The 20,289-nt window shown below is 45.9% G+C and carries 24 protein-coding genes, 1 tRNA gene and 1 riboswitch; of the genes, 10 read left to right on the top strand and 15 right to left on the bottom strand.

Features of this window, described 5'->3' with window-relative positions; translation table 11 throughout:
- Nucleotides 1-31 precede the first annotated feature (31 nt).
- The gene (locus CHL76_RS02630; RefSeq protein ID WP_094907821.1) at nt 32-721 is read left to right on the top strand and encodes a phosphatase PAP2 family protein; all 690 of its coding nucleotides are present in this window, start codon (nt 32-34) and stop codon (nt 719-721) included.
- 45 nt (nt 722-766) lie between these two features.
- Here the strand turns inward: CHL76_RS02630 and trhO are convergent, their stop codons facing one another.
- The 4 genes from trhO to CHL76_RS02610 form a co-directional block, all read right to left on the bottom strand.
- Nucleotides 767-1,741 carry an oxygen-dependent tRNA uridine(34) hydroxylase TrhO gene (trhO, locus tag CHL76_RS02625; RefSeq protein WP_094907820.1) on the bottom strand — a complete coding sequence of 325 codons (975 nt, stop codon included), beginning with the start codon at nt 1,739-1,741 and terminating at the stop codon, nt 767-769.
- Nucleotides 1,742-2,025: 284 nt separating this feature from the next.
- A complete protein-coding gene (locus CHL76_RS02620; protein WP_233133208.1) occupies nt 2,026-2,307 on the bottom strand; it encodes a holin in 282 nt (93 codons plus the stop codon).
- A gap of 168 nt (nt 2,308-2,475) precedes the next feature.
- Nucleotides 2,476-2,742, bottom strand: a complete 267-nt coding sequence (locus tag CHL76_RS02615) for a hypothetical protein (protein ID WP_079476001.1) — start codon at nt 2,740-2,742, stop codon at nt 2,476-2,478.
- A gap of 108 nt (nt 2,743-2,850) precedes the next feature.
- Entirely contained in the window at nt 2,851-3,255 is a 405-nt protein-coding gene (locus CHL76_RS02610; RefSeq protein ID WP_094907818.1) for an N-acetylmuramoyl-L-alanine amidase family protein, read from the bottom strand.
- 133 nt (nt 3,256-3,388) lie between these two features.
- On the opposite strand from CHL76_RS02610, the gene CHL76_RS02605 reads away from it, so the two are divergent.
- Both CHL76_RS02605 and CHL76_RS02600 read left to right on the top strand, forming a co-directional pair.
- Nucleotides 3,389-3,799 carry an RrF2 family transcriptional regulator gene (locus CHL76_RS02605; RefSeq protein WP_079475999.1) on the top strand — a complete coding sequence of 137 codons (411 nt, stop codon included), beginning with the start codon at nt 3,389-3,391 and terminating at the stop codon, nt 3,797-3,799.
- Between the two features lie 102 nt (nt 3,800-3,901).
- On the top strand, nt 3,902-4,267 hold the full coding sequence (locus CHL76_RS02600) for an IDEAL domain-containing protein (RefSeq protein WP_094907817.1): 366 nt from the start codon (nt 3,902-3,904) through the stop codon (nt 4,265-4,267).
- 66 nt (nt 4,268-4,333) lie between these two features.
- On the opposite strand, the gene CHL76_RS02595 is transcribed toward CHL76_RS02600, so the two are convergent.
- Both CHL76_RS02595 and CHL76_RS02590 read right to left on the bottom strand, forming a co-directional pair.
- On the bottom strand, nt 4,334-5,164 hold the full coding sequence (locus tag CHL76_RS02595; protein ID WP_094907816.1) for an STAS domain-containing protein: 831 nt from the start codon (nt 5,162-5,164) through the stop codon (nt 4,334-4,336).
- A 76-nt stretch (nt 5,165-5,240) separates the two neighbouring features.
- The gene (locus CHL76_RS02590) at nt 5,241-6,128 is read right to left on the bottom strand and encodes an SDR family oxidoreductase (protein WP_094907815.1); all 888 of its coding nucleotides are present in this window, start codon (nt 6,126-6,128) and stop codon (nt 5,241-5,243) included.
- A 177-nt stretch (nt 6,129-6,305) separates the two neighbouring features.
- A riboswitch (purine riboswitch) is annotated at nt 6,306-6,403 on the top strand.
- 38 nt (nt 6,404-6,441) lie between these two features.
- Here CHL76_RS02590 and CHL76_RS02585 point away from each other — a divergent pair.
- Both CHL76_RS02585 and CHL76_RS02580 read left to right on the top strand, forming a co-directional pair.
- Nucleotides 6,442-7,794, top strand: coding sequence for a 5'-deoxyadenosine deaminase (locus tag CHL76_RS02585; RefSeq protein ID WP_079475995.1), 1,353 nt, complete (start codon nt 6,442-6,444; stop codon nt 7,792-7,794).
- Between the two features lie 85 nt (nt 7,795-7,879).
- Entirely contained in the window at nt 7,880-8,365 is a 486-nt protein-coding gene (locus tag CHL76_RS02580) for a macro domain-containing protein (RefSeq protein ID WP_079475994.1), read from the top strand.
- 60 nt (nt 8,366-8,425) lie between these two features.
- Here the strand turns inward: CHL76_RS02580 and CHL76_RS02575 are convergent, their stop codons facing one another.
- Nucleotides 8,426-8,641, bottom strand: coding sequence for a DUF5683 domain-containing protein (locus CHL76_RS02575; protein ID WP_079475993.1), 216 nt, complete (start codon nt 8,639-8,641; stop codon nt 8,426-8,428).
- Nucleotides 8,642-8,757: 116 nt separating this feature from the next.
- On the opposite strand from CHL76_RS02575, the gene CHL76_RS02570 reads away from it, so the two are divergent.
- The 5 genes from CHL76_RS02570 (at nt 8,758) to CHL76_RS02550 (ending at nt 14,308) form a co-directional block, all read left to right on the top strand.
- Entirely contained in the window at nt 8,758-10,053 is a 1,296-nt protein-coding gene (locus CHL76_RS02570; protein ID WP_094907814.1) for a globin-coupled sensor protein, read from the top strand.
- Nucleotides 10,054-10,110: 57 nt separating this feature from the next.
- Complete coding sequence (locus CHL76_RS02565; RefSeq protein ID WP_079475991.1) at nt 10,111-11,085, top strand: DUF4003 family protein; 975 nt, start codon at nt 10,111-10,113, stop codon at nt 11,083-11,085.
- A 134-nt stretch (nt 11,086-11,219) separates the two neighbouring features.
- Nucleotides 11,220-12,485, top strand: coding sequence for a right-handed parallel beta-helix repeat-containing protein (locus tag CHL76_RS02560; protein WP_094907813.1), 1,266 nt, complete (start codon nt 11,220-11,222; stop codon nt 12,483-12,485).
- Nucleotides 12,486-12,621: 136 nt separating this feature from the next.
- Nucleotides 12,622-13,452, top strand: a complete 831-nt coding sequence (locus CHL76_RS02555; protein ID WP_233133199.1) for a YihY/virulence factor BrkB family protein — start codon at nt 12,622-12,624, stop codon at nt 13,450-13,452.
- A gap of 82 nt (nt 13,453-13,534) precedes the next feature.
- On the top strand, nt 13,535-14,308 hold the full coding sequence (locus tag CHL76_RS02550) for a Cof-type HAD-IIB family hydrolase (protein ID WP_094907812.1): 774 nt from the start codon (nt 13,535-13,537) through the stop codon (nt 14,306-14,308).
- Between the two features lie 141 nt (nt 14,309-14,449).
- On the opposite strand, the gene CHL76_RS02545 is transcribed toward CHL76_RS02550, so the two are convergent.
- From CHL76_RS02545 to CHL76_RS02510, 8 genes are all read right to left on the bottom strand, one after another.
- On the bottom strand, nt 14,450-15,262 hold the full coding sequence (locus tag CHL76_RS02545; RefSeq protein ID WP_079475987.1) for a glycerophosphodiester phosphodiesterase: 813 nt from the start codon (nt 15,260-15,262) through the stop codon (nt 14,450-14,452).
- 252 nt (nt 15,263-15,514) lie between these two features.
- The gene (locus CHL76_RS02540; protein WP_094907811.1) at nt 15,515-15,763 is read right to left on the bottom strand and encodes a hypothetical protein; all 249 of its coding nucleotides are present in this window, start codon (nt 15,761-15,763) and stop codon (nt 15,515-15,517) included.
- A 185-nt stretch (nt 15,764-15,948) separates the two neighbouring features.
- Nucleotides 15,949-16,116 carry a hypothetical protein gene (locus CHL76_RS16940; RefSeq protein ID WP_158219043.1) on the bottom strand — a complete coding sequence of 56 codons (168 nt, stop codon included), beginning with the start codon at nt 16,114-16,116 and terminating at the stop codon, nt 15,949-15,951.
- Between the two features lie 227 nt (nt 16,117-16,343).
- Nucleotides 16,344-16,418 (bottom strand) — tRNA-Arg (locus tag CHL76_RS02530).
- A 152-nt stretch (nt 16,419-16,570) separates the two neighbouring features.
- Complete coding sequence (locus tag CHL76_RS02525) at nt 16,571-17,038, bottom strand: hypothetical protein (protein ID WP_079475984.1); 468 nt, start codon at nt 17,036-17,038, stop codon at nt 16,571-16,573.
- 117 nt (nt 17,039-17,155) lie between these two features.
- Nucleotides 17,156-18,406 (bottom strand): Glu/Leu/Phe/Val family dehydrogenase, encoded by a 1,251-nt coding sequence (locus CHL76_RS02520; RefSeq protein WP_094907809.1) that lies wholly within the window; start codon nt 18,404-18,406, stop codon nt 17,156-17,158.
- Between the two features lie 14 nt (nt 18,407-18,420).
- Entirely contained in the window at nt 18,421-18,975 is a 555-nt protein-coding gene (locus tag CHL76_RS02515) for a cysteine hydrolase family protein (protein WP_094907808.1), read from the bottom strand.
- Entirely contained in the window at nt 18,975-20,282 is a 1,308-nt protein-coding gene (locus CHL76_RS02510; RefSeq protein ID WP_158219042.1) for an ArgE/DapE family deacylase, read from the bottom strand. Before CHL76_RS02510 ends, CHL76_RS02515 begins: the two co-directional genes overlap by 1 nt.
- Between the last annotated feature and the right edge of the window lie 7 nt (nt 20,283-20,289).

The raw sequence follows: 20,289 nt of genomic DNA, 5'->3' as shown, positions 1-20,289 counted from the left end.
AATGAAAAATAAATTAAGGGAGCAAATATTATTGTCTTTTAGAGGCCTACATCTGTCTGACGTACCAAAAAGTTCCTGGATACTTATCATTGCCGGTCTGCTTACGCTGTTTACGACAGCTTTTCTTTTCCTGGAAATGGGAGAAGAAGTGCTTGAACAGGAAACATTTACGGCTGACCGGACAGCTCAAAATATTGTATCGATGTTTAATTCCGAAACGCTCCGGGCTGTCATGGGCTTGATTACAGAAGCCGGTTCGGTGATTTGGCTGACAGCCGGCGCTGCTGTCATCGTCGTGTATTTGCTGTTTTTTTCTTCCTTCAGCAGATGGAACGCCGTTTATTTTGCGTTAAATATGATCGGCATCAGCATCATTACGACTGTCTTTAAGAATTTTTTCTCCCGGCAGCGTCCGGAAGTGCTCGCGGCCTATGACGGTACCGGCTTCAGTTTCCCGAGCGGCCACGCTACAGGAGCGGTCACTTTTTACGGCTTTCTCGCCTATTTAGTTATACGCAGCGGATTAGCGACTGTATGGAAGTGGATACTAGGCATTTTGTTAATAGTGCTAGCCTTGCTTGTAGCCATCAGCCGAATGTTTTTGGGCGTGCATTATTTTACGGATGTACTCGCAGGCATTTCAGTTGGCTTGTTTTGGCTGCTCATCTGCATCATCGCTCTTGAGCTTACGATATGGAATAAATATCGCAGACAAACCTAAGTGAAGCCCCCGGCACAAGACGCCGGGGGCTTCACTAAATTACATTTATGCATTTTGCATTTGTTCTGCTTTTCTTGCTTCTATTTTTCTCTCCACGTCTTCTTTAGATAATCCATGCTCTTCCATATAACGGTTACGTGGATGGGTCATGCATTGCGTCGTGCAGCTTCTCATATATTTATGCTCGTTTTCTTCAGAGCAGATGATCTGATTATTGCAATCAGGGTCTGCACAGTTAACGTAGCGCTCGCACGGCTCTCCGTCAAAATGGTCCCTTCCAATTACGCGGTGTTCGACCTGGTTGATGGGAACGCTGATGCGCTGGTCAAACACGTAGCATTTTCCGTCCCACAGGTCCCCTTTCACTTCCGGGTCCTTACCATAGGACACAATGCCGCCGTGTAGCTGCGCCACATCGTCAAATCCTTCTTCTTTCAAAAACCCGGAAAACTTCTCACAGCGGATGCCGCCAGTACAATAGGTTAATATTTTTTTACCTTCAAGCTTTTCCCGGTTTTCTCTTACCCAATCTGGCAGCTCCCGGAATGCGTTAATGTCTGGGCGTATAGCTCCCCGAAAATGCCCGAGGTCATATTCATAATCATTTCGTGCATCAAGCACGATTGTTTCATCGCTCTGCAAGGCTTCGTAGAACTCTTTCGGACTTAAGTGCTCGCCGGTCTGTTCATTAGGGTTAATGTCATCTTCGAGATACAGCGACACCAGCTCTGAACGCGGACGCACGTGCATTTTCTTGAACGCGTGGCCTTCGGCATAATCCACCTTGAATTCGGTATCTTTGAACCTCTCATCCCCCGTCAGTTCCTGCATATATGCTTCCGTCTGGTCTACGGTGCCGGAAACAGTACCGTTGATGCCTTCCTCTGCAACAATGATCCGGCCCTTCAGCCCAAGTTCTTTGCAGAAAGCCAGATGCTCTGCAGCAAAGTTTTCAGGGTCTTCTACATTCGTGTAATTGTAATACAATAACACCCGGTATGCCTGATTTTCTTCTGTCATTTGTTCTCACCTATCCGGAATATATTTGCAAGATACATTCCTCGTCTTCCGTCTTGCAATCGGAACACGTTGGCACACAAAAGTCACTTTTCTATCCTTCTGATAATAAGGCATGTCTTTCATAACAGGAACTCGGCCCTTTCGTCCACATAAAAAAGTCCCTGCTTCATCAGCGGGGTTTCTTGGTGTGCAGACATATTATATAAAAATTTCCCTGTTCCGGCAAATGAAAAAGTTTTCTGAACAAGGAAAAAAGATTGAGACAACACAATATTTACCGGTCCCTATAAATGATTTTTACGTTGCGCTTCCTTTGTCCGGTTGCTTTGCTTTAGGTTCTCAAACATGCCAGTGCCTCCCAGGCCGGCGAGTACCCCTGCCCATACACGCTCCGCCAAAACTGCATTTACGAATGGAAAAGGCATTAATGCCAGCACCACCCCAATTCCAAGCGTGAAAAGAGGTATATACTTGATAGGCACCGGCGCCACCCGCTTTAATAGCTCCATCAAAGCGGTACTGGCTGTTCCAATAAACGACATGTACAGAAGAAATTCCGGACTCACTTCCAAGTTAATGCCTCCTTTTGTTTATTATGCTTTCTTTAAAAGGCATCAGGAAGGTGATTAGTAAACCATCTTTCCCAAAAAATTCTGTACAATAAAAAGAACCCGGAGTCCCCGGGTTCATCATTTATAATTTTCAATTCAGTTTTTGTTTTCTCCGCTGCGGCTTTATTCGGTCAACGGCTCCCGGTCAGGCATAGCCCCTGCTTCGATATATGCAGCCATTCCCCGGACAATCTCTTCTGCCCCGTAGGTTTTCGCCTCTAGTGGATACATTTCCTCTACTGTGTCCAAATAAAAGGAGAGATCTTTATTGCGGAGAAAATGAGAGTAATATTCGCGCTCACTCTGGAATTCGTGTCTTGATCTCGTTTGAGCAACAGACTGCATTTCTATATCCGCTAAAGTACGGACCACCTCTTCAAATGTTTTCATGTCTTCACTCCTTCTCCTAGGATCAATGACACGGAATAATGCAATGCATGGATAGATTTATATTATACCATGAACAGATACACGAATTCTAATCTCATGTTCAGAGAATTAATGGTATTCATTCAAGCCCAGATAGATCGCGTTGGCTGCTTCATTTCGGAAAGAGCTTTTCTTCATATCCACGGCTTCCTCTGCATTTGTTACAAAACAATAGGTTTCTGAACCATCAGCAGAAGCTGCGTTTGCATGAATGCTGACAAATGAATCCGCTCCTGCTTCATTGGCAAGCCGCGCTCGTTCCTTTAGTTCTGCATAGCTGTCGCCGGAGCGCGTCAGAATCACTTCTGTCCCTCCCTGCTCCCGCCTTTCTTTCGTACGAACTGCAACATCGTGTACCAGTTCTTTTTCATATACACCGTCCCTAACAGCTCCGGGTTCATGCCCGCTATGTCCTGCCTTAATGGCTATTGTCTTTCCGGCTACTCCAGCTTCGGCAAGGCGAAATTCAGGCATGCAAAATTAGGAAATAACTCGCTGCCGCTCGCTTCGATATATCAATAGAATTAATTGCATTTGACAAATAAAACTGTAATATTTATAATTACAGTATAAACATTAATAAATCTTTTTAACCGGAGAGATATGTATGAACAGCCACTTTTCTTTAGCCGTACACAGCTTAACCCTGCTTGCTCATCAGTCTGAAAGGGCTGCATCCAGTTCTTTCATTGCTGAGAGCGCCTCCGTGCATCCGGTGCGGATACGGAAAGTGTTAAGCTTGTTGAAGCAGCATGGGTTGATTCGGTCCAAGGAAGGCGCTGGCGGCGGCTTTGTCCTTTCCAGGCCACCAGAAGCTGTCACCTTATGGGATGTGTACCAGATTACGTCAAAGGGTACTCTGCAGCCCCGTTGCCCTGAGGAAAACCCTTCATGCGACGTAGGGGCTAACATGAAGCATGTGCTTGGCGGTGTTTTTTCGGACGGAGAAAGCGTATTTGGAGAGCACCTCGATCAATACACGATTGCTGATATGCTCAAAAAATGTATAACAAATTAACTGAGCAATGTTTTTGCAATAAAAAACAGGGAAATGTATAGTTATAGATAATTCAGATTACAGCACTATTAATTAATATGTAATCCTTAGGAGGTTACGCGAATGTTACCAACAAACGATATTATTTCGGTAGGAGATTGGGTTCGAGGAACCACTATTTATGGTGAATTGGTAGTAGGTTATGTCGAAGCAATTGAAGAATCTTATCAAACAATCAAAGTAAAAGTTATTTCTTCTGATAATGAAGATATTATGGAAAAATCCGCTGAACTGCTGCTTCACAAAGTAAACAAGCTGAATACTGTCCAGCCCGTTTCTGAAGACGAGCTGTACGACCTGATTGATCTTGCCCTGGTTACCAATGACAAACAATGGTTCCTGGAGCTCACTTCCGAATTGAATAATAAAACTAATGTCCGGTCTTCCAACGATTCTTCCTATGCGCTGTCAAATTACAGCGAATACTAGGCAGGCATTGACATTACGAAAGCCCTTTGCAGTATTTTGCAAAGGGCTTTTTTTGCGGCTCTATGTCTAGGAGTTTTTCATTTGAATATTCACTTTCTGTTCCAGTGCCTGCTGCAGATGGGCAAAAGTTTTTACTTTGCTGAAATCGATCCCCAGCCGCACGGCCGTTTCTGCGATCTCCGGCCGAATGCCGGTAATAATGATTTCTGTTCCGATTAAGCTCAGTCCATGGTGAAGATTGAACAACTGCTGGGCTACCATTGTATCGATAATCGGCACGCCGGACATATCAATAATCAGTACATCAAGCTCAAGCTTTGCTACCTCGGAAAGAGTCACGTCTTCGATCATCTTTGCCCGGTGCGTGTCAATCTCCCCGACTAGCGGGAGCACGCCAATATCTTCGATCAATTTAATAATTGGTACACTCAGCTCCACCATCATCTGCTGCTGGGCCTCCAGCTGCGCTTCGTTCATCTGATAGTAGTACTGGTTTACAAGCTCCAGTCCCTTTTCAAATACCGAATGGATCTGCTCCGCCCATTCTGCCACCTTCAGTGGGGAAAGCTCATCTTCCCTCTCTTTGATGTACTGGGATAAACGATTCCATAGGTCAACACGGCCAACTCTGAAAAACTCCACAGAATAGAATCTCGGCCCCTGGTTTTCAAGCCCGTCCATCGCCGTAAGCTGTGCCCAGTCAGTAAGCGATGGCTCCTCCCCTATTACAGCTTTAGCTGTTTCCTGAATGAACCCATTTAATCGTTCCCGAAAGGCTTCTCTCCGCTCAGCATCGTTCGGGTAAATAGCTTCCGACTGCGCTTCAATATCTTCCATCCATGTATTCACGATCTCTTCCGCATGGCTTAACATGAAATCGTACAATTGTTTGCTCAACGCCAATAACCCTTTCTGTTAATGCTTGTATTTAATATATTTTAAAATACATAATCAAAAAAATAAAGCAGTCTTATTATTTTTCGCGTTCAAGCTTCTCCACCCATTCCTTTTCAAGCAGCCGTTCAATATTTGTCTGTTCCATGCTCCATTCCCACATCTTTTCCTGGAGTTCTTTATCGCGTGCGTGCAAAGCGGTCTCTTCTTCAAACGAATCGATAAAATACTTTCCATGTACACCGTGCACTTCCCGGGAAACAGACAGATAAACTGCTGTTTCTGCTCCTTCTGCAGCCGTGCGCAGCATCGGCTGAATGACCTGGTGAATGCGGCTTCCAAACCCTGTTGACCGATCCACACCAAGCATAGTACTTACTCCACCGGGGTGCAGGGCGTTAACTCGAATGTCTGTCTGTTCCAGACGTGCAGCAAGGGCATATGTAAATAAAATATTCGCCAGTTTTGACTGGGCGTACCCTCTCCATGTACCATACCTTCTCGTCAAATGAGGATCCGGGAAATGAATGCGTCCGTATTTGTGTGCTCCTGATGAAACATTAACAATTCTCGCCTCGTCTGTAGAGCATTCCAGAAGCGGAAGAAGCTGAAGTGTCAAGGCAAAATGCCCTAGATGATTTACCCCAATCATACTCTCAAATCCGTCTTCGGTAACTTCTCTTTTCAGCGCTACTACACCGGCATTATTCACTAATACATCCACACAGGGAATAATCTGCTCGAGCTGGCGCACAAAGGTATGTATGTCCGTTAGCGAAGACAGGTCACAGCGCATCACACGTACCCGTGAAGCACCGGTACTGGCTTTTATCTGTCTCATGGCCTCTCCTCCGCGCTTTTCATCCCGGACGGCCATAATAATATTAAACCCTTTTACGGCAAGCTGTTTCGCCGTCTCAAAGCCCATTCCTGTGTTTGCTCCAGTAATAATGGCTGTTTTCTCCATAATTTATTCTCCTCTGGAATAGTTTTGTTGCTTTTCCTATACCCATTGCTGCCTTAGTTCACTCTCGGCGGCAAATATTTTCTGAAATTTCTTCCCCCATATGAGTACAGCCGAGTAAATCATTGGTCATATTTTCTTCCAAATGTATTGAAGTTTATTAGATTCCCCGGTACGATGCAGGTATTATCAATTACCCTTCGTATATATTCAACAATTGGGTTGAACGTTTCTACTGGGAACCGTAATTTCCAACTACGAAGAACGCCTTTTGCGGGCGTTCTTCGTTTTTTATGCATATAAAGGAGTGTTTACAATGACAACGATTTTAATACGGCAGGCTGAAATCATGACGATGAACGAAAACAACGATATTGTACATGGCGACATACGGATTGAAAATGAATATATTAAAGAAATCAGTTCCTCGTTAACTCCCTATCCCGGAGAAAAAATTATCGAAGCCCACGGGCGTACCATCCTTCCCGGCTTCATTCATACTCATATCCATTTGTGCCAGGCCCTGTTTCGCAGTCAGGCGGATGACCTTGAGTTAATGGATTGGCTGAAAGAACGCATTTGGCCGATGGAGGCTGCCCATACTCCCGACTCTATTTACGCTTCAGCAATGCTCGGCATCGGAGAACTGCTTCGAAGCGGTACCACGACGATCGTCGATATGGAAACCGTTCATCATACTAACGCAGCTTTTGAAGCTATAGAAGCCTCCGGCATCCGGGCGTTGTCGGGAAAAGTAATGATGGACAAAGGCGATGAACTGCCTGCCCCCCTGCTTGAAACTACAAGCCGGTCCGTGCAGGAAAGCGCCGATTTGTATGAAAAATGGCATGGCCGGGATAATAATAGAATACGTTATGCGTTTTCCCCTCGGTTCGTTGTTTCCTGCTCTGAACCATTACTGCGGGAAGTTTCCCGTCTTTCCAACCATTACGATGCATACGTCCACACCCACGCTTCGGAAAGTCAGGGGGAAATAGACATTGTCGAGGCTGACACCGGGATGCGCAACGTGGCGTATTTAGATCATCTCGGCCTTGTTCATCCCCGCCTTATTCTTGCCCACTGCGTTTGGCTTAATGATCATGAAAAACAGATAATCAAACAGAAGGGCGCCCATATAAGCCATTGTCCGAGCTCCAATATGAAGCTTGCTTCGGGGTTTGCGGAAATTCCTGACCTCCTCGACCACCATCACAATGTCAGCCTCGGGGCCGATGGCTCTCCGTGCAACAATACACTTGATATGTTTCAGGAAATGCGGATGGCTGCGCTCATTCACAAGCCTTCCTACGGTCCAACAGCCATGAATGCCCGGCAGGTCCTTCGCATGGCCACCATCGAAGGCGCCAGGGCGGTCGGCCTTGAAGAAGAGATTGGCAGTATAGAAATTGGCAAAAAAGCAGATTTGTCCATTATCGATCTTTATGATTTTCACACGTACCCGAGTGAAGGTGCGGACCCTTATTCCCGCGTCGTTTATGCTGCTTCTAAAGACCAGGTTGACACAACCATAGTAAATGGACGAGTGGTAATGGAAGAGCGTGCGATGCAGACTATGGATAAACACCGTGTGTTAACTGATGCAAATAAAGAAGCAAAGCATTTGTTTCAGCGCGCTTCCCGGTATATGTCCAGTTCTTTTGCATAAATTATGAGCAATCTCCTCCCTGCCAGAAGGAAAATTTGATATGCTGATGACGAAGAAATAGCGCAGAAGGAAAGGAAGAGGATGTATGCTTAGTGCAAAACGAGGAGATATTACTACCGTTACTAATGTCGATTATATCTGCAACGCTGCTAATGGCAAAGGAACAATGGGCGGCGGAGTTGCAGCTGCCATCAAGGGGGCCGGTGGAGAATCTATTGAACAGGAAGCAGTAGCCTACTGCGAAAAAAACAAGCCGAAGCGTGGTGAATTGTACACTACCACAGCTGCCAGCCTTCCATACGAAGAGATTATCCACTTAGTAACCATGGAAGCACCTGAGGAAAAGTCGAATTATGACGTAGTATATTCCTGTCTGCAGGCGTTGATACGTTACTGCCAGGAGAATCACATCTACCGGGTTGCCCTGCCGGCACTCGGTACTGCGACCGGCGGCCTTGACCCCGACACTGTAGCGATTTATTACCGGGAGCTGCTTCATAATGTAAGAGAAGTCCAATTTATTGCTGTTGATATTGATGAGACATTCATTCAGGCACTTGAAGCCGAATAGGATAAAAAGAAGCCCAGGGATAAAAACCCGGGGCTTCTTTACATTGTGCATCCCTTCCCTTTACTTTCCGGGGGCCTCCTGCTTCCCTGCTATCTGCACCGCATGCACCACAGCGATAGCGGCAACAAAAATGGACGGCACATACACCGTAATGAGCAGGCCCACATATAGCACGAAAAATATTATAGCCCAAAGATATTTTTTTACATACACCTGTCCTGCTCCCGGTATAAGAAGTGACAACAGCCCTGCTATCCACATTTTTTTGTTTTTCATGTTTTATTCCTCCTCCCTAAAAAAATTTTAGTTCTCCATGAACATCCACCTGGCCGCAGCCGATATAAGAAATATTCTATTACATATACTCACATTGCATCGGGAGGCTGTTTATTATGCTGTTTTCAGCTAAATCATCATCTGCACCAGTTTCACAATTTCCGGGAGACACCCATTCCGGCAGCCGGATCAGGATCGCCTCCGGCAGCGACCTGCACCGGCAGCTCCAACTGATTCATTTAACCAACCACGATCTCTATATACTGTCCGAGCTTCAGCCGGTAATTGCTGAAAACATTGATGCTATTGTTGAGGCCTTTTATCGTAACCTTAAGGATGAGCCTCAACTCCGTGCTATCATTGAAGAGCACAGTTCGGTCGCGCGGCTGAGCCGCACCCTTGCTGTCCACGTGCAGGAAATGTTTCAAGGCACCATGAATGATAGTTTCATTCAAAAACGGCTGAAGATTGCCCAGGTTCATCTTCATATCGGCCTGCTTCCTAAATGGTACATGTCCTCCTTTCAAGACATAGAACAATCCATTTTATATTTCGTCGATCAGCACCTCGCTAATCGCGCTGATGTTCTTCCGGCGGTTCTCGCAGTTACAAAAATCATTAACTTAGAGCAGCAGCTTGTGCTTGAAGCCTATGAGGAAGCCCACCTTACGCTTCACAAAGAGCAGCAGGCGGCAAAGGATCATCTGTACAGCCAGATCTCTGCCACTACCCGCTCGCTCCGGGAAGTGTTCGACCAGACGAGTACTTCTGTAGCCACGCTTACCTCTACCTCCAACCGGGTAGTAACGATTTCAAAAGAAAGTTTTCAGAGCAGTTCAGACGCTGCCGCCCATTCTGAAGAAGGCAAGCAAGAGCTTGAAAAGCATGGAAAACATATGAAAAGCCTGCAGGAGCTCATGGATTTTATGCGTACCGAAACGAATGAACTTAAAGCAATAGCAGCTAAAATTGATGATATCACAAACATCGTTACAGGAATCGCCGAGCAAACAAATTTGTTGGCTCTGAATGCCTCCATTGAATCTGCCAGGGCTGGAGAACATGGGCGTGGTTTCGCGGTTGTTGCCACTGAGGTCCGTAAGCTTGCTGGTGAAACAAAAAAATCAGTAGATACAGTGTCCGATCTTGTCCGGAAGACCAACGACCAGATTCAGCTTGTAAGTAACCATATTGAAAATGCGGACAATCAGATCGGCGACGGCACAAAGCGGGTTCACGAGATTAACAGCATGTTTGACGGCATCGTGCAGGAAATGGCAAAAAGCCGCCAGCAGAGCAACGAGGCAGAAACAGAGGTTCATTCGCTCATCCGGGAGCTGCACGAGGTGGAACAGGCCATCTCCCAGGTTGGCAGCTCTGTCTCTTCCCTGCACGGTTTAACACAGCAGTAATACTCCGCTTTTCTCATGCTATAATTGTAATACAGCCAGAGAAAAGGAGGTCCGCAGATGGAAACTAAGGAACAGCTTACAGCTATGACAAATGATTATTTACACACCTACGAAGCATTAAAGAAAAAGTACCCCTGGTATCATTCTGATGCCCGGATGTTCATGCTGATGGCCTCAATGTACTCCCTGTATCAAAAGCCATTTGACAGTCACAGGTTCGACCGGCTTCAGCAGACGATTAAAAAGAAAAACAGCTGGTTTTCACCGCTTCGGTCCCATCAGCGCTTTCCAATCGCCGGCATGCTTGACTGTTTGTCCGAAGATCCTGAAAACAGCTGGCCCGGCTTTAAACAATTATACAGCCAGCTGGTGCAGGGGCCGTGGGGACGCGGCACATCTACGTATGCAGCAGCTTTATCCTACTATGCATTCTACAAAGACGACTTTGCAGCTGTACCGGCATTCACTGCCTGGTACCAGTTTCTGCAGGAATCCTTTCCGGAGTTGACAAGTGCGGATTATTACCCTCTGCACGCACTTTGCATTCATCAGTTTCCCGGGAATAAAGAACAGATGATCGAGCATATGAATAACGTCCATCACCAGCTTTTGGAGCGAGATTTTAAAAAGGGGCCTCAGCTTCAGTATCTTTCTTTCTTAGCTGCTTTGAATCTTGAGAGCTTGGGCGGGACTGCTTACTTTGAACGTTTCGATGAACTGCTTGAATATTGGAAGTCTGATCAATGGCACGTACGTCCGTTTTATTATTCACTACTGGGCGTGCTTGGGTTTACAACTTCTTTTCCGGCTATTATAGACGACGCCCGGAGCATACACGCCCGTTTGGCTGGACAGGGAGAATTTCGGAGGTTTCATCATTTCGCAGTTCATATTTCCCTGCAGCTTGCCGTTGCCCACCATGCTTATACGAACGGTGGCAGTCTGCCCGTGGCAGTGCTCGAAGCACAGCGGGCGGTGGCACTGCAGGCATTGAATTCTTCAACTTCTGCTTCGGCTGCAATAACGCTGTAATCAAACTGAAGGCGCACAATGCCGTGCGCCTTCTTCCATTTTATAACTGTTACAATTATTACAATTATGCTACGCTAGTTTTTGCTTATACACTTGCGTTTAACGTCTTATTAGAAAACAGGGAGGGAACCCGGTTGCCACATTTTTATTCTGTTGCTATCATGCTTTTTTTCTTGCTATTTATAAGCGGCTGCGGCATGCTCCCTTTTTCTTCTGAGTCCGGGAAGACAGCTGAGGGAATATTTGTCGCCCCTTCAGGCAGTGATAATCAAAGCGGCACCATCGATGCTCCGTATAAATCCGTTCAAAAAGCAGTTGACACGGCAAGCGCCGGAGATACGATTTATTTACGGAAAGGGACCTACCGGGAAAATGTAAAAATGAATCACCAGGGCGAAGAACACCTTCCCATCATTATCCGCCCGTTTAAAGATGAAGACGTTCAATTGAAAACGGAGAGCAAAGAACCGTTTTTCTCTTTAAAGGACACTGAATACATAACAATCAAAAAGTTTACCTTTTATCAGGAGAAGGAGGCTTCCGTTATCGTCTCCTCCGGGGAAACACGCTCCCTTCAAATACTCGATAACCGCTTTCGCTCGTCTCAGGGAGCAAAAGAAAAATCAGGCTCGGCGGTGCGTATCTCCAGCCCGAATGCAGATAGCATTCACGAGGACATAGTCATAAGCGGCAACACCGTTGAAAGATGGAAGTATTCCCCCGCCTTTTCACTGGTCGGCAACGTAAATTCATTTACTATCTCCCACAACCACTTTGAAAAGGCTTCCGGGACTTCTCTCGATTTACAGGCAGTTTCGGGAGAAGTAAACGGGCGCGTACCATCCAGAGGCAATGTGAAAAATAATACTATTAATTCTTCGGGCAGGAGCTCCGAGCCGGGCATTGCCGTCCAAGGCGCCCATAATATCGTTTTTTCCCATAACACTATACACGGTGGTTCTGTAGGGACGCTTGTCCGCAATACTTCCTTTGCTGATACAGAGGACCTGTCCTTTAAAAACAATGTATGGCGGGATCAGACGTCGGCTGGCACCGCCCTTATTCAGGGGCCTGCCGAACGCCCGATCAGCCGCGTTTCTTTTTCGGAAAACGTCTGGAAAAACGCGCACGGCAGCCGGGGATCCGCGCAGCTGCGCATACAGTCCTCCATCCGTCATTTAAACGTCATGAACAATGAATTTAAAGGAAACACGTTCAAAGGATTTTACATTGATGCTACTGAAGATATTAGTAACTATGTTACCCTGAAAGATAATTCCTTTCCTTCTTCTTCAAGCGCCGAATGGAAGTGGGAAGGACATAAATTCCGGGACCTTTTTACATTCCAGCAATATATTGAACAGGAGGCCCCCGTACCTTCTTCTGAAGACACAGATTAGAAGAGCTGCCGGGGATGGTTCTGATCCCTGTGACCTGTGCAGCAGCTGTGCACAGGTTTTTCTTTTCCTCCCGTTTTGTATAATAAGAATAAGGCCAAACTAAAGGAGGGGTAGCATCAAAAACATAACTGCTTTTATGAAAAATCTTTTCTCAGAATTAACGAAGGATAACGCAGCCGGCCTTGCTGCTCAACAGGCATTTTATTATCTATTATCCATTTTTCCACTGCTTATTTTGTTTCTATCGCTTCTTCCTTATTTCAACATAGACGCCGACCGGGCTGTTTCACTTTTGTACCAATTCGTTCCTGCAGAGACTGCTTCATTGTTCCAGGAGACGATTGAAGATACGATCAACAGCTCAAGCAATGGGCTGCTTACCATCGGGATCATTGGAACAATATGGACAGCTTCTCTTGGACTGAATGCTTTTATACGGGCAATGAACGGGGCGTATGATGTGCTGGAGACAAGACCCTTTTTTATAGTACGGCTGATATCGGTAGGTTTAACCTTTGGATTAATGCTTTCAGTAATTATCGCTCTTTTCCTCCCCGTTTTCGGCAGCCTGATTTTATCAGCTATACAATCATTCATTTATGTGCCGGAGGACACCGTCTTTCTCGTCCAGCTTCTCCGTTGGATTGTCACTATTTCAGTCACCTCTGTTATTCTTGCCACGCTCTATCATCTTGCACCGAATAACAACATGCCATTTTGGACTGTTTTGCCGGGGGCAATGACAGCTACGCTACTCTGGCAGATAATTTCACTTGGGTTTTCCTTTTATGTTAACAATTTTGCCAACTACGCTTCCACATACGGCAGCCTTGGCGGTGTTATCGTATTAATGATATGGCTGTTTTTGGTCGGTATGCTTCTTGTTATTGGCGGAGAAATTAACGCACTCGTCTATCGGAGGCGGCAAAAAAAGCATCCTGCCCCTCTGCTTCATGATTACTATTAGCTTCTTTTGAGGCTGCGTTGGTAGAATACAAGTGATTGTAGTATACTGGACGGGCAGAAGCGCAGAAAAGGAGACCCTATACATGAGTAAAAAAATGATTTTTTTCGACATTGACGGAACGCTGTATGATGAAAACAAACAGATTCCCGGTTCTACCAGGAATGCTATTCATAAGCTTCGCAGCAAGGGCCATGACATCGCGATTTCCACTGGAAGAGCTCCCTATTTGTTCGATGACCTCCGGGAAGAACTCGATATTCATACGTTTATTTCATTCAACGGCCAGTTTGTAAAATACAAGGGAAATGCTATTTATCAAAATACGATCCCTACTACAACACTTCAGTCTCTGCAGGCCTTCGCTGCTGAGAAAGAACACCCGATTGTGTTTATGGGCAGCACTGCCATGAAAGCAAATATTGAATTCCACCATGACATTCATGACAGCATAACGACACTCGGCGTAGAACATCCCGAATTTGATGCTTCGTTTGCAGAGCAGAATAATATTTACCAGGCCCTTCTATTTGCCCGCGAAGATGAGGAAAACCGTTATGTAGATCAGATGCAGGATCTGCGATTTGTACGTTGGCATCCTTACTCTCTCGATGTTATTCCTCCAGGAGGATCCAAAGCAAACGGTATTAAAAACCTCATCGCTGAAGCCGGCATCGAGCTTGAGAACTGCTATGCTTTTGGGGATAATTATAACGATGTAGAAATGCTTCAGTACGTACCCAACAGTGTTGCTATGGGGAACGCCCCGGACGAGGTCAAAAGTTGTGCCCGCCATATTACAGCTGATGTAGGTGATGACGGGATTGCGCGTGGACTTGAAAAAGTAGGGCTGCTGTAGTGACCGTTTTAGCAGTACCGGATGCTCGGATTATCAAAAAAGAGCACTTAAAGAAGCCCCCTTTTTTGTAAAGGCAGGCTTCTTTTAATATGATTGTTATTCGGTCAATGAAATTATAGACACGCGCTGCGAAAGGAAGTTTCACTCTTTCGAGGCTCCCTTTTCTTCCAGCTGTTTGGGTTGTTCCGATGAGTTTGATTTCAATGGGCCGCCCTCTAGCTGTTCTGGTTCTGCGGGATATAAATACTGCTGCAGTGCCTTAGGCTTATTCGTAATGATCCCAGTAACGCCAGCCTCTATGGCTTTTTTCCATCCACTCTTTTTATCAATAGTGTACGGAACTACTTCCAGTTCCGCGTTGATAGCGTCGTCAATCCAAGCTTTGTCAATTGTACGGTAATGAGGATGAAGCTCAGTAGCCCCGACAATTTTCGCGTATTCACACGGTCGGTATAGATGCACCGCATAAAGAATTGCGATGTTTACCTCTTCCGATAACTCCCGGGCGTAGGCCATCGAGCGGTGGTTAAAGCTTGACACGGTAGCTGACTCAATCTTTTTGTAGTCATTCAGCAGGTTAATTACAGCTTCTTCAAGCCCTTTATGTGCAACATTGGAATTTTTCAGCTCAAGCACAAACTTCATCTCTTCCGTGCTTGTTTCCTGCAGCAGACGTTCCAGGCTGACGATTTTTTCTTTGCGGTATCGTTTGTTCATCCACGCCCCAGCGCTTAAGTCCTGCAGTTCTTTGTATGTATATTCATGAACACTCCCGGAAGCTCCAGTCGTTCGTTTCAAAAGCGTATCATGAATTAATACTGGAACCCCGTCTTTTGAAAGCTGCACGTCTGTTTCAATTGCGTCTGCCCCGTCTGTAACGGCCTGGCGGAAAGCCGACATTGTATTTTCCGGGCGGCGGTCTGAAGCCCCCCGATGAGCTATAATTGAAGTCAAAATATCTTCCCTCCCTGCAAATAACCGTACAAAACCCGCTCTATAAGAGCAGGTTCCGGCAGATGTCCCACTATCGGCTATAATCGTTATTCCATAAAGTTTGCTTTCCACAATTGCCCTGGCTCCCACTGCCTGGCAAATCTTTTCTTTATTATATATTCACATTCCAGGGTTTGAAAAGCAACCATTAAGGCACATTCAATTTCTTCCGTAAAAACAAGCCTTGCTCTATTAAAGTTTTCTGCCTGCTTTTTAATATTTTTTCTGTTGCTTTTGGGACATAATATTTCTTTCAGTAACGCTCAAAAAATGTAATTCTCCCCTGTCGTTGAATAGAAAAAAAGGCGATGCAGCAGGCACATTTGCTTCTCTCGATAAATTGTTGCCTTCTTTGTGCATGTGAATCGTCTGTATGCTCGACTCTGTATCGTACCAATGATATCCGAACAGTCCGGCAATGCCCAGGCCAAGCACTGTAACAATCGCATAAAACTTCCCCATATTCCCCACTCCAGTTGTGCTTCTTCAGTGAATAATATTATAGCTGCAACCCCTATTGCAGATTATTATCCTGGTTACTACCTTATATTATACAATTCCAGGATGATACATACTTCCATCACTTTCTTTCATTTATTAGTTTAGCACTACCAAATCTCACAAAAAAACTCCGCCTCGGCGAAGTTTCATAAAAGCATAGATGTATTTAACAACACAAGCGCAAGCAGCGAGCTTCCGTACAGTAGTGAACAATGCTGCCTATTTTCTTTCATCTCTGCATTTGTGTTCCACAGTTCGTAAAATAAATAAGTAAGCACAGCAAACAACATCAGGGATAAAATAATAATAATCATTTTAACTCCCTTCCCGCTTTTTGTCAGAATCTTTAATTTAATTTTAGTGCATCTGTCCGGTCTTTTCAAACCTTTTTCACTTTTGGACATACATTTTCCCAAAGGCAACTTTTATATTGGAAATTTCAAGGCACAATAAAATATGCATCCCCCGGCCCTCACTCAGCCAGTCGAAGAGTAAATATTAAAATCCCCCGTGCGCCGGCACGGGGGTACATTTTTACAAGTGGCGCCCTAGGCAGGATTCGAACCTGCGACCTACAGCTTAGGAGGCTGTTGCTCTTCCCCTGAGCTACTAGGGCAAATATACATTCATAAGGATACAGAAACCTCTGTCGCAAAGAGCAAAGACAAATGTAAGAATACGTGTAAAAGCGCTTATTGTCAAGGTTTCCTTTTTAAGTTATATGATAAAACAGACACCCAACCATGAAGCTGGGTGCCTGTTTTGCTATTAATTCGTTACTTTGTATTCGCGGAGCATATGAGCAAATACCTGCTCTATATGCTTTTTCTCCAGCTTCGTGCAGTCTTTTGGCTTTTTGCCGGCTTCGGCAATTACCCACTGGTTGCTGCGTGTATCAATCAGGTACAGCTTATCGTTTGGTAGAAATACCTGACTGAGTGCTTTCTTTTTCGGCTCATCCAGTGTTAAATCAACCATAACGTCAATATTACGGTCGAAGTGACCGCTGACGGAACCTTTTAATTCTGATTCCAGAAGTTCAATGGTGAAAGTTTCATCTCTGAACCGTTTTCTGTAGTCTTCTTTTTCCAATTCACCCTGGTCCACAATTTCCATTAAAACCTCGTCGAAATCGCCCCAGAGCTTATCAATACACTTGCTGATACGTTTCATTTTTTCTGCCGTAGTGTCTTCTGTGTCATTTTTATGAAAATCAAATTCTTTTGACCAATCCATCTAATCCCTCCTAGAACTCTTAGCATTTTCCTTCCCGTTTCCGGAAAAACTCACACTTAGCATTTTATCTCGTTCTATGCACTATGGCTATAGCTTCACGTATAATTCGTTAATTTTTTAAATCCAGCCACGATAACCCATTGCTTCCTGCAGGCGGCCTATAGCAAAGGTCATGGCGCCGTTTCTATTCGTTGTCTTGTGCTCGTAGGCGGATTTTTCCGTCTGTTCATACGCCTCAAGAATAAAGGCTTTCATTCGTTCATTAATTACATCTTCAGACCAATAGTAGTTCATGTGGTTCTGGACCGACTCCAGATACGATACGATGACTCCTCCGGCGTTCACTAAAATATCCGGATACACCTGCTGCCCCTGGTCCTTTAAAATATGATCTGCTTCCGGCGTTGTCGGTCCGTTTGCAAGTTCCATAATTTTCGGCGCTTTTACCCGCTCTGCGTTCTTTTCTGTAATAACGCCTTCCATGGCAGCTGGGATCAGAATGTCAGCCTCTGTGTAAAGAATGTCCATATTGTTTTCAAGCATATAGTTTTCTCCGTATTCCTGCAGCCCATTCCCTGCTTTTGCCTGTTGGGCTCTTGGAATATCAAGCCCATTTTCCTCGTAAAGAGCTGCTTTGGAATCGCTGACGCTAACAATTTTACAGCCCATATCATACAAAAGTCTCGCAGCAATCTGACCGGCGTTGCCAAATCCCTGCACGGCTACGCGTACATCTTCAGCACGCTTGTTTTCTTTTTCAAGCATTTTTTCAATAATATACACAGCGCCGCGGGCAGTCGCTGATTCTCTTGCTTTTGAACCACCGACGAGAGGCAGCTTCCCAGTGATAACGCCGGGCTCATGTCCTCCGGCCATACGGGAATACGTGTCCATCATTACGCTCATGATCTTAGGATCTGTATACACATCCGGAGCCGGCACATCTTTATTCGGGCCAAGCAGGTCAAACAGCGCCTCGGTGTACCCCCGGCTTACCTGGCGAATTTCCCGGTCACTCAGAAGAGACGGGTCACATACGACTCCGCCCTTCGCTCCCCCATGCGGAATCTGCACCAGTGCACACTTAAATGTCATCCAGGCAGCAAGCGCTTCTGTTTCCTCTTCATCTGTTTGGGGATAAAAACGGAGGCCGCCTTTCACCGGCCCGAGAACGTCATTGTGCTGTGTGCGGTAGCCTGTAAACATCTGGGTATGGCCGTCATCCATTTCCACTGGAAACTGAACTTCTACCTTTCTTTTCGGATGCTTCAGTATCGTTTCTATAGTGTTTGGCAGTTGAATAAGCTGGGATGCTTCAGCGATCTGTTGATGTACAACGCCAAGCGGTCCCTGGTTTTGTTCAGCCATGATGCTCTTCCTTTCTATAGGACTGCTGCCCCTAAAATATTTTCTGCATGCTTTAATGCAAATGCGTGCCCTGCTTCATCAAAACTGGCTACGGCGTCCTGGTGAATAATGATATTAAACCCTTTATTATAAGCATCCACCGCAGTATGGAGGATGCATATATCGGTACAGACTCCGACAAGATGGAGCTCGGTGATGCCCCGTTCTCTTAATTTCATTTCCAGGCTCGTTCCTGCAAAGGCACTATACCTTGTTTTATCCACCTGCCAAACATTCGGCTGGTGTTGTATAGTTTCGTACAGGCTCTGAATGCTTCGATACAGGTCTCTTCCTTTTGTGCCTGCTATGTTATGGGAAGGAAATAATTCCGTTTCCGGATGATAGGCATCCCCCTCTTCATGACGATCGAGAGCGAATACGATAAAATCACCGGCTGCCTGAGAGGTTTCGATTAATTGATGAATGGCGTTTTCGATTTTTTGTCCCGGCTCTCCGCAGGTCAGGGCTCCTTCTTCCGCTACGAAGTCCACCGTATAGTCAATCACAATCAAGGCACGCGAATAGCTCATCAAGTGTCTCCTTTCTTTTTATGAATGCCGCACCACCGGATTAAAAAGTCGGCGTACACTTTTGTTACGTTTTTCACACTTTCAAGATCCACCCATTCATCGGGTTCATGCATTTTTGCACCCGACGGCCCGTAGCACGTAACAGGAGTATCGTAATAAAGACCGTAATACCGGGCATCTGTCGTAACTGGTATTGCCTGCCGGCCGCAACGTGTGCCAGTTACAAATTCATGGGCTTCATCGAGCCTGGCAAACAGCGGGTCTTCCTCGGGCATTATCATTCCCTCTGCATGAAAGCCGAAGGATTCAAAGGACGGAGGGTGCTCGCGGAGCCACTCATCATCTTTCGTTTTATCGAGAATCCAATCGATTAAATCCTGTTTACCTTCGGCCGGATCTTTCCCCGGGTAAACGGCCGATCGTACTTCAAGGGTGGCTTCTACCGGAATATTTGAGGCAAAATCTCCACTGTGCATCGTGCCTGCCTCTACGTCAATCGGTTCTTTCATATGGGCAAACTCCGGTGGCTTTTGTTCATCCCGATTGACATATTCCCGGTAGCTCTGCAAAGCCTCAATGATAGTCTGGGCTTTTTCAATGGCGTTTGCCCCGACGCCGGTTCGATCCGATTGAAGGTTGCTGCTCGTATCAATATGAATACGAAGCCAGATGCTTCCGAGCTGCGCAGTGGAGGGGCACTGGCCGAACGGTTCCGGAATAAGCACCGCATCTGCCAGATATCCCGCATTCGCTGCTGCGAGCGTCCCGTTGCCCGTAGCTTCTTCTTCGATAACGGTTTTGATGGAAAAATCAGCAGCCGGTTCGTAGCCTGCCTCCTGAATGGCTTTGTAGGCGTAAACCATCGCCGCTACGCCGCTTTTCATATCAAGGACCCCGCGCCCATACAGACGGTTCCCGATCTGCAGAGCACTCCACGGATCCACGCTCCATTTATGTTTGGGCTCGGGACTCACTACATCCACGTGTCCCTGAAACAGCAGACTGTTTCCTTTAGACTCCTGAATGCTGCGCGGTGCTTTCGCCACAACAACCGGCCTGCCCGCGTAGGACCACTCACTCGGGGCATAGCCGGGGAGAGAGCTAATCTCTTTTTCATCGACCTCCACTGTTTCCACATCCATCTGCAGCTCGTTTTGAAAAAAATCCTTTAAGTATAGTTGAAGCGAGCCCTCATGTTCGATCGTACTTGGGAACCGGGCGATCGTCTGTAAAAACTCCACTTCCTCTCCCCACAGTTTATCCACTGTCGAGAGTATTTTTTGACTCGAATCGACTGTTTCAGTCACACGCTCT

The organism is Marinococcus halophilus, from assembly GCF_002265875.1.
In the GTDB taxonomy this organism is placed as follows: domain Bacteria; phylum Bacillota; class Bacilli; order Bacillales; family Marinococcaceae; genus Marinococcus; species Marinococcus halophilus.
Note: the sequence above shows the minus strand (reverse complement) of the source record. Positions and strands in the feature narration are given on the sequence as shown.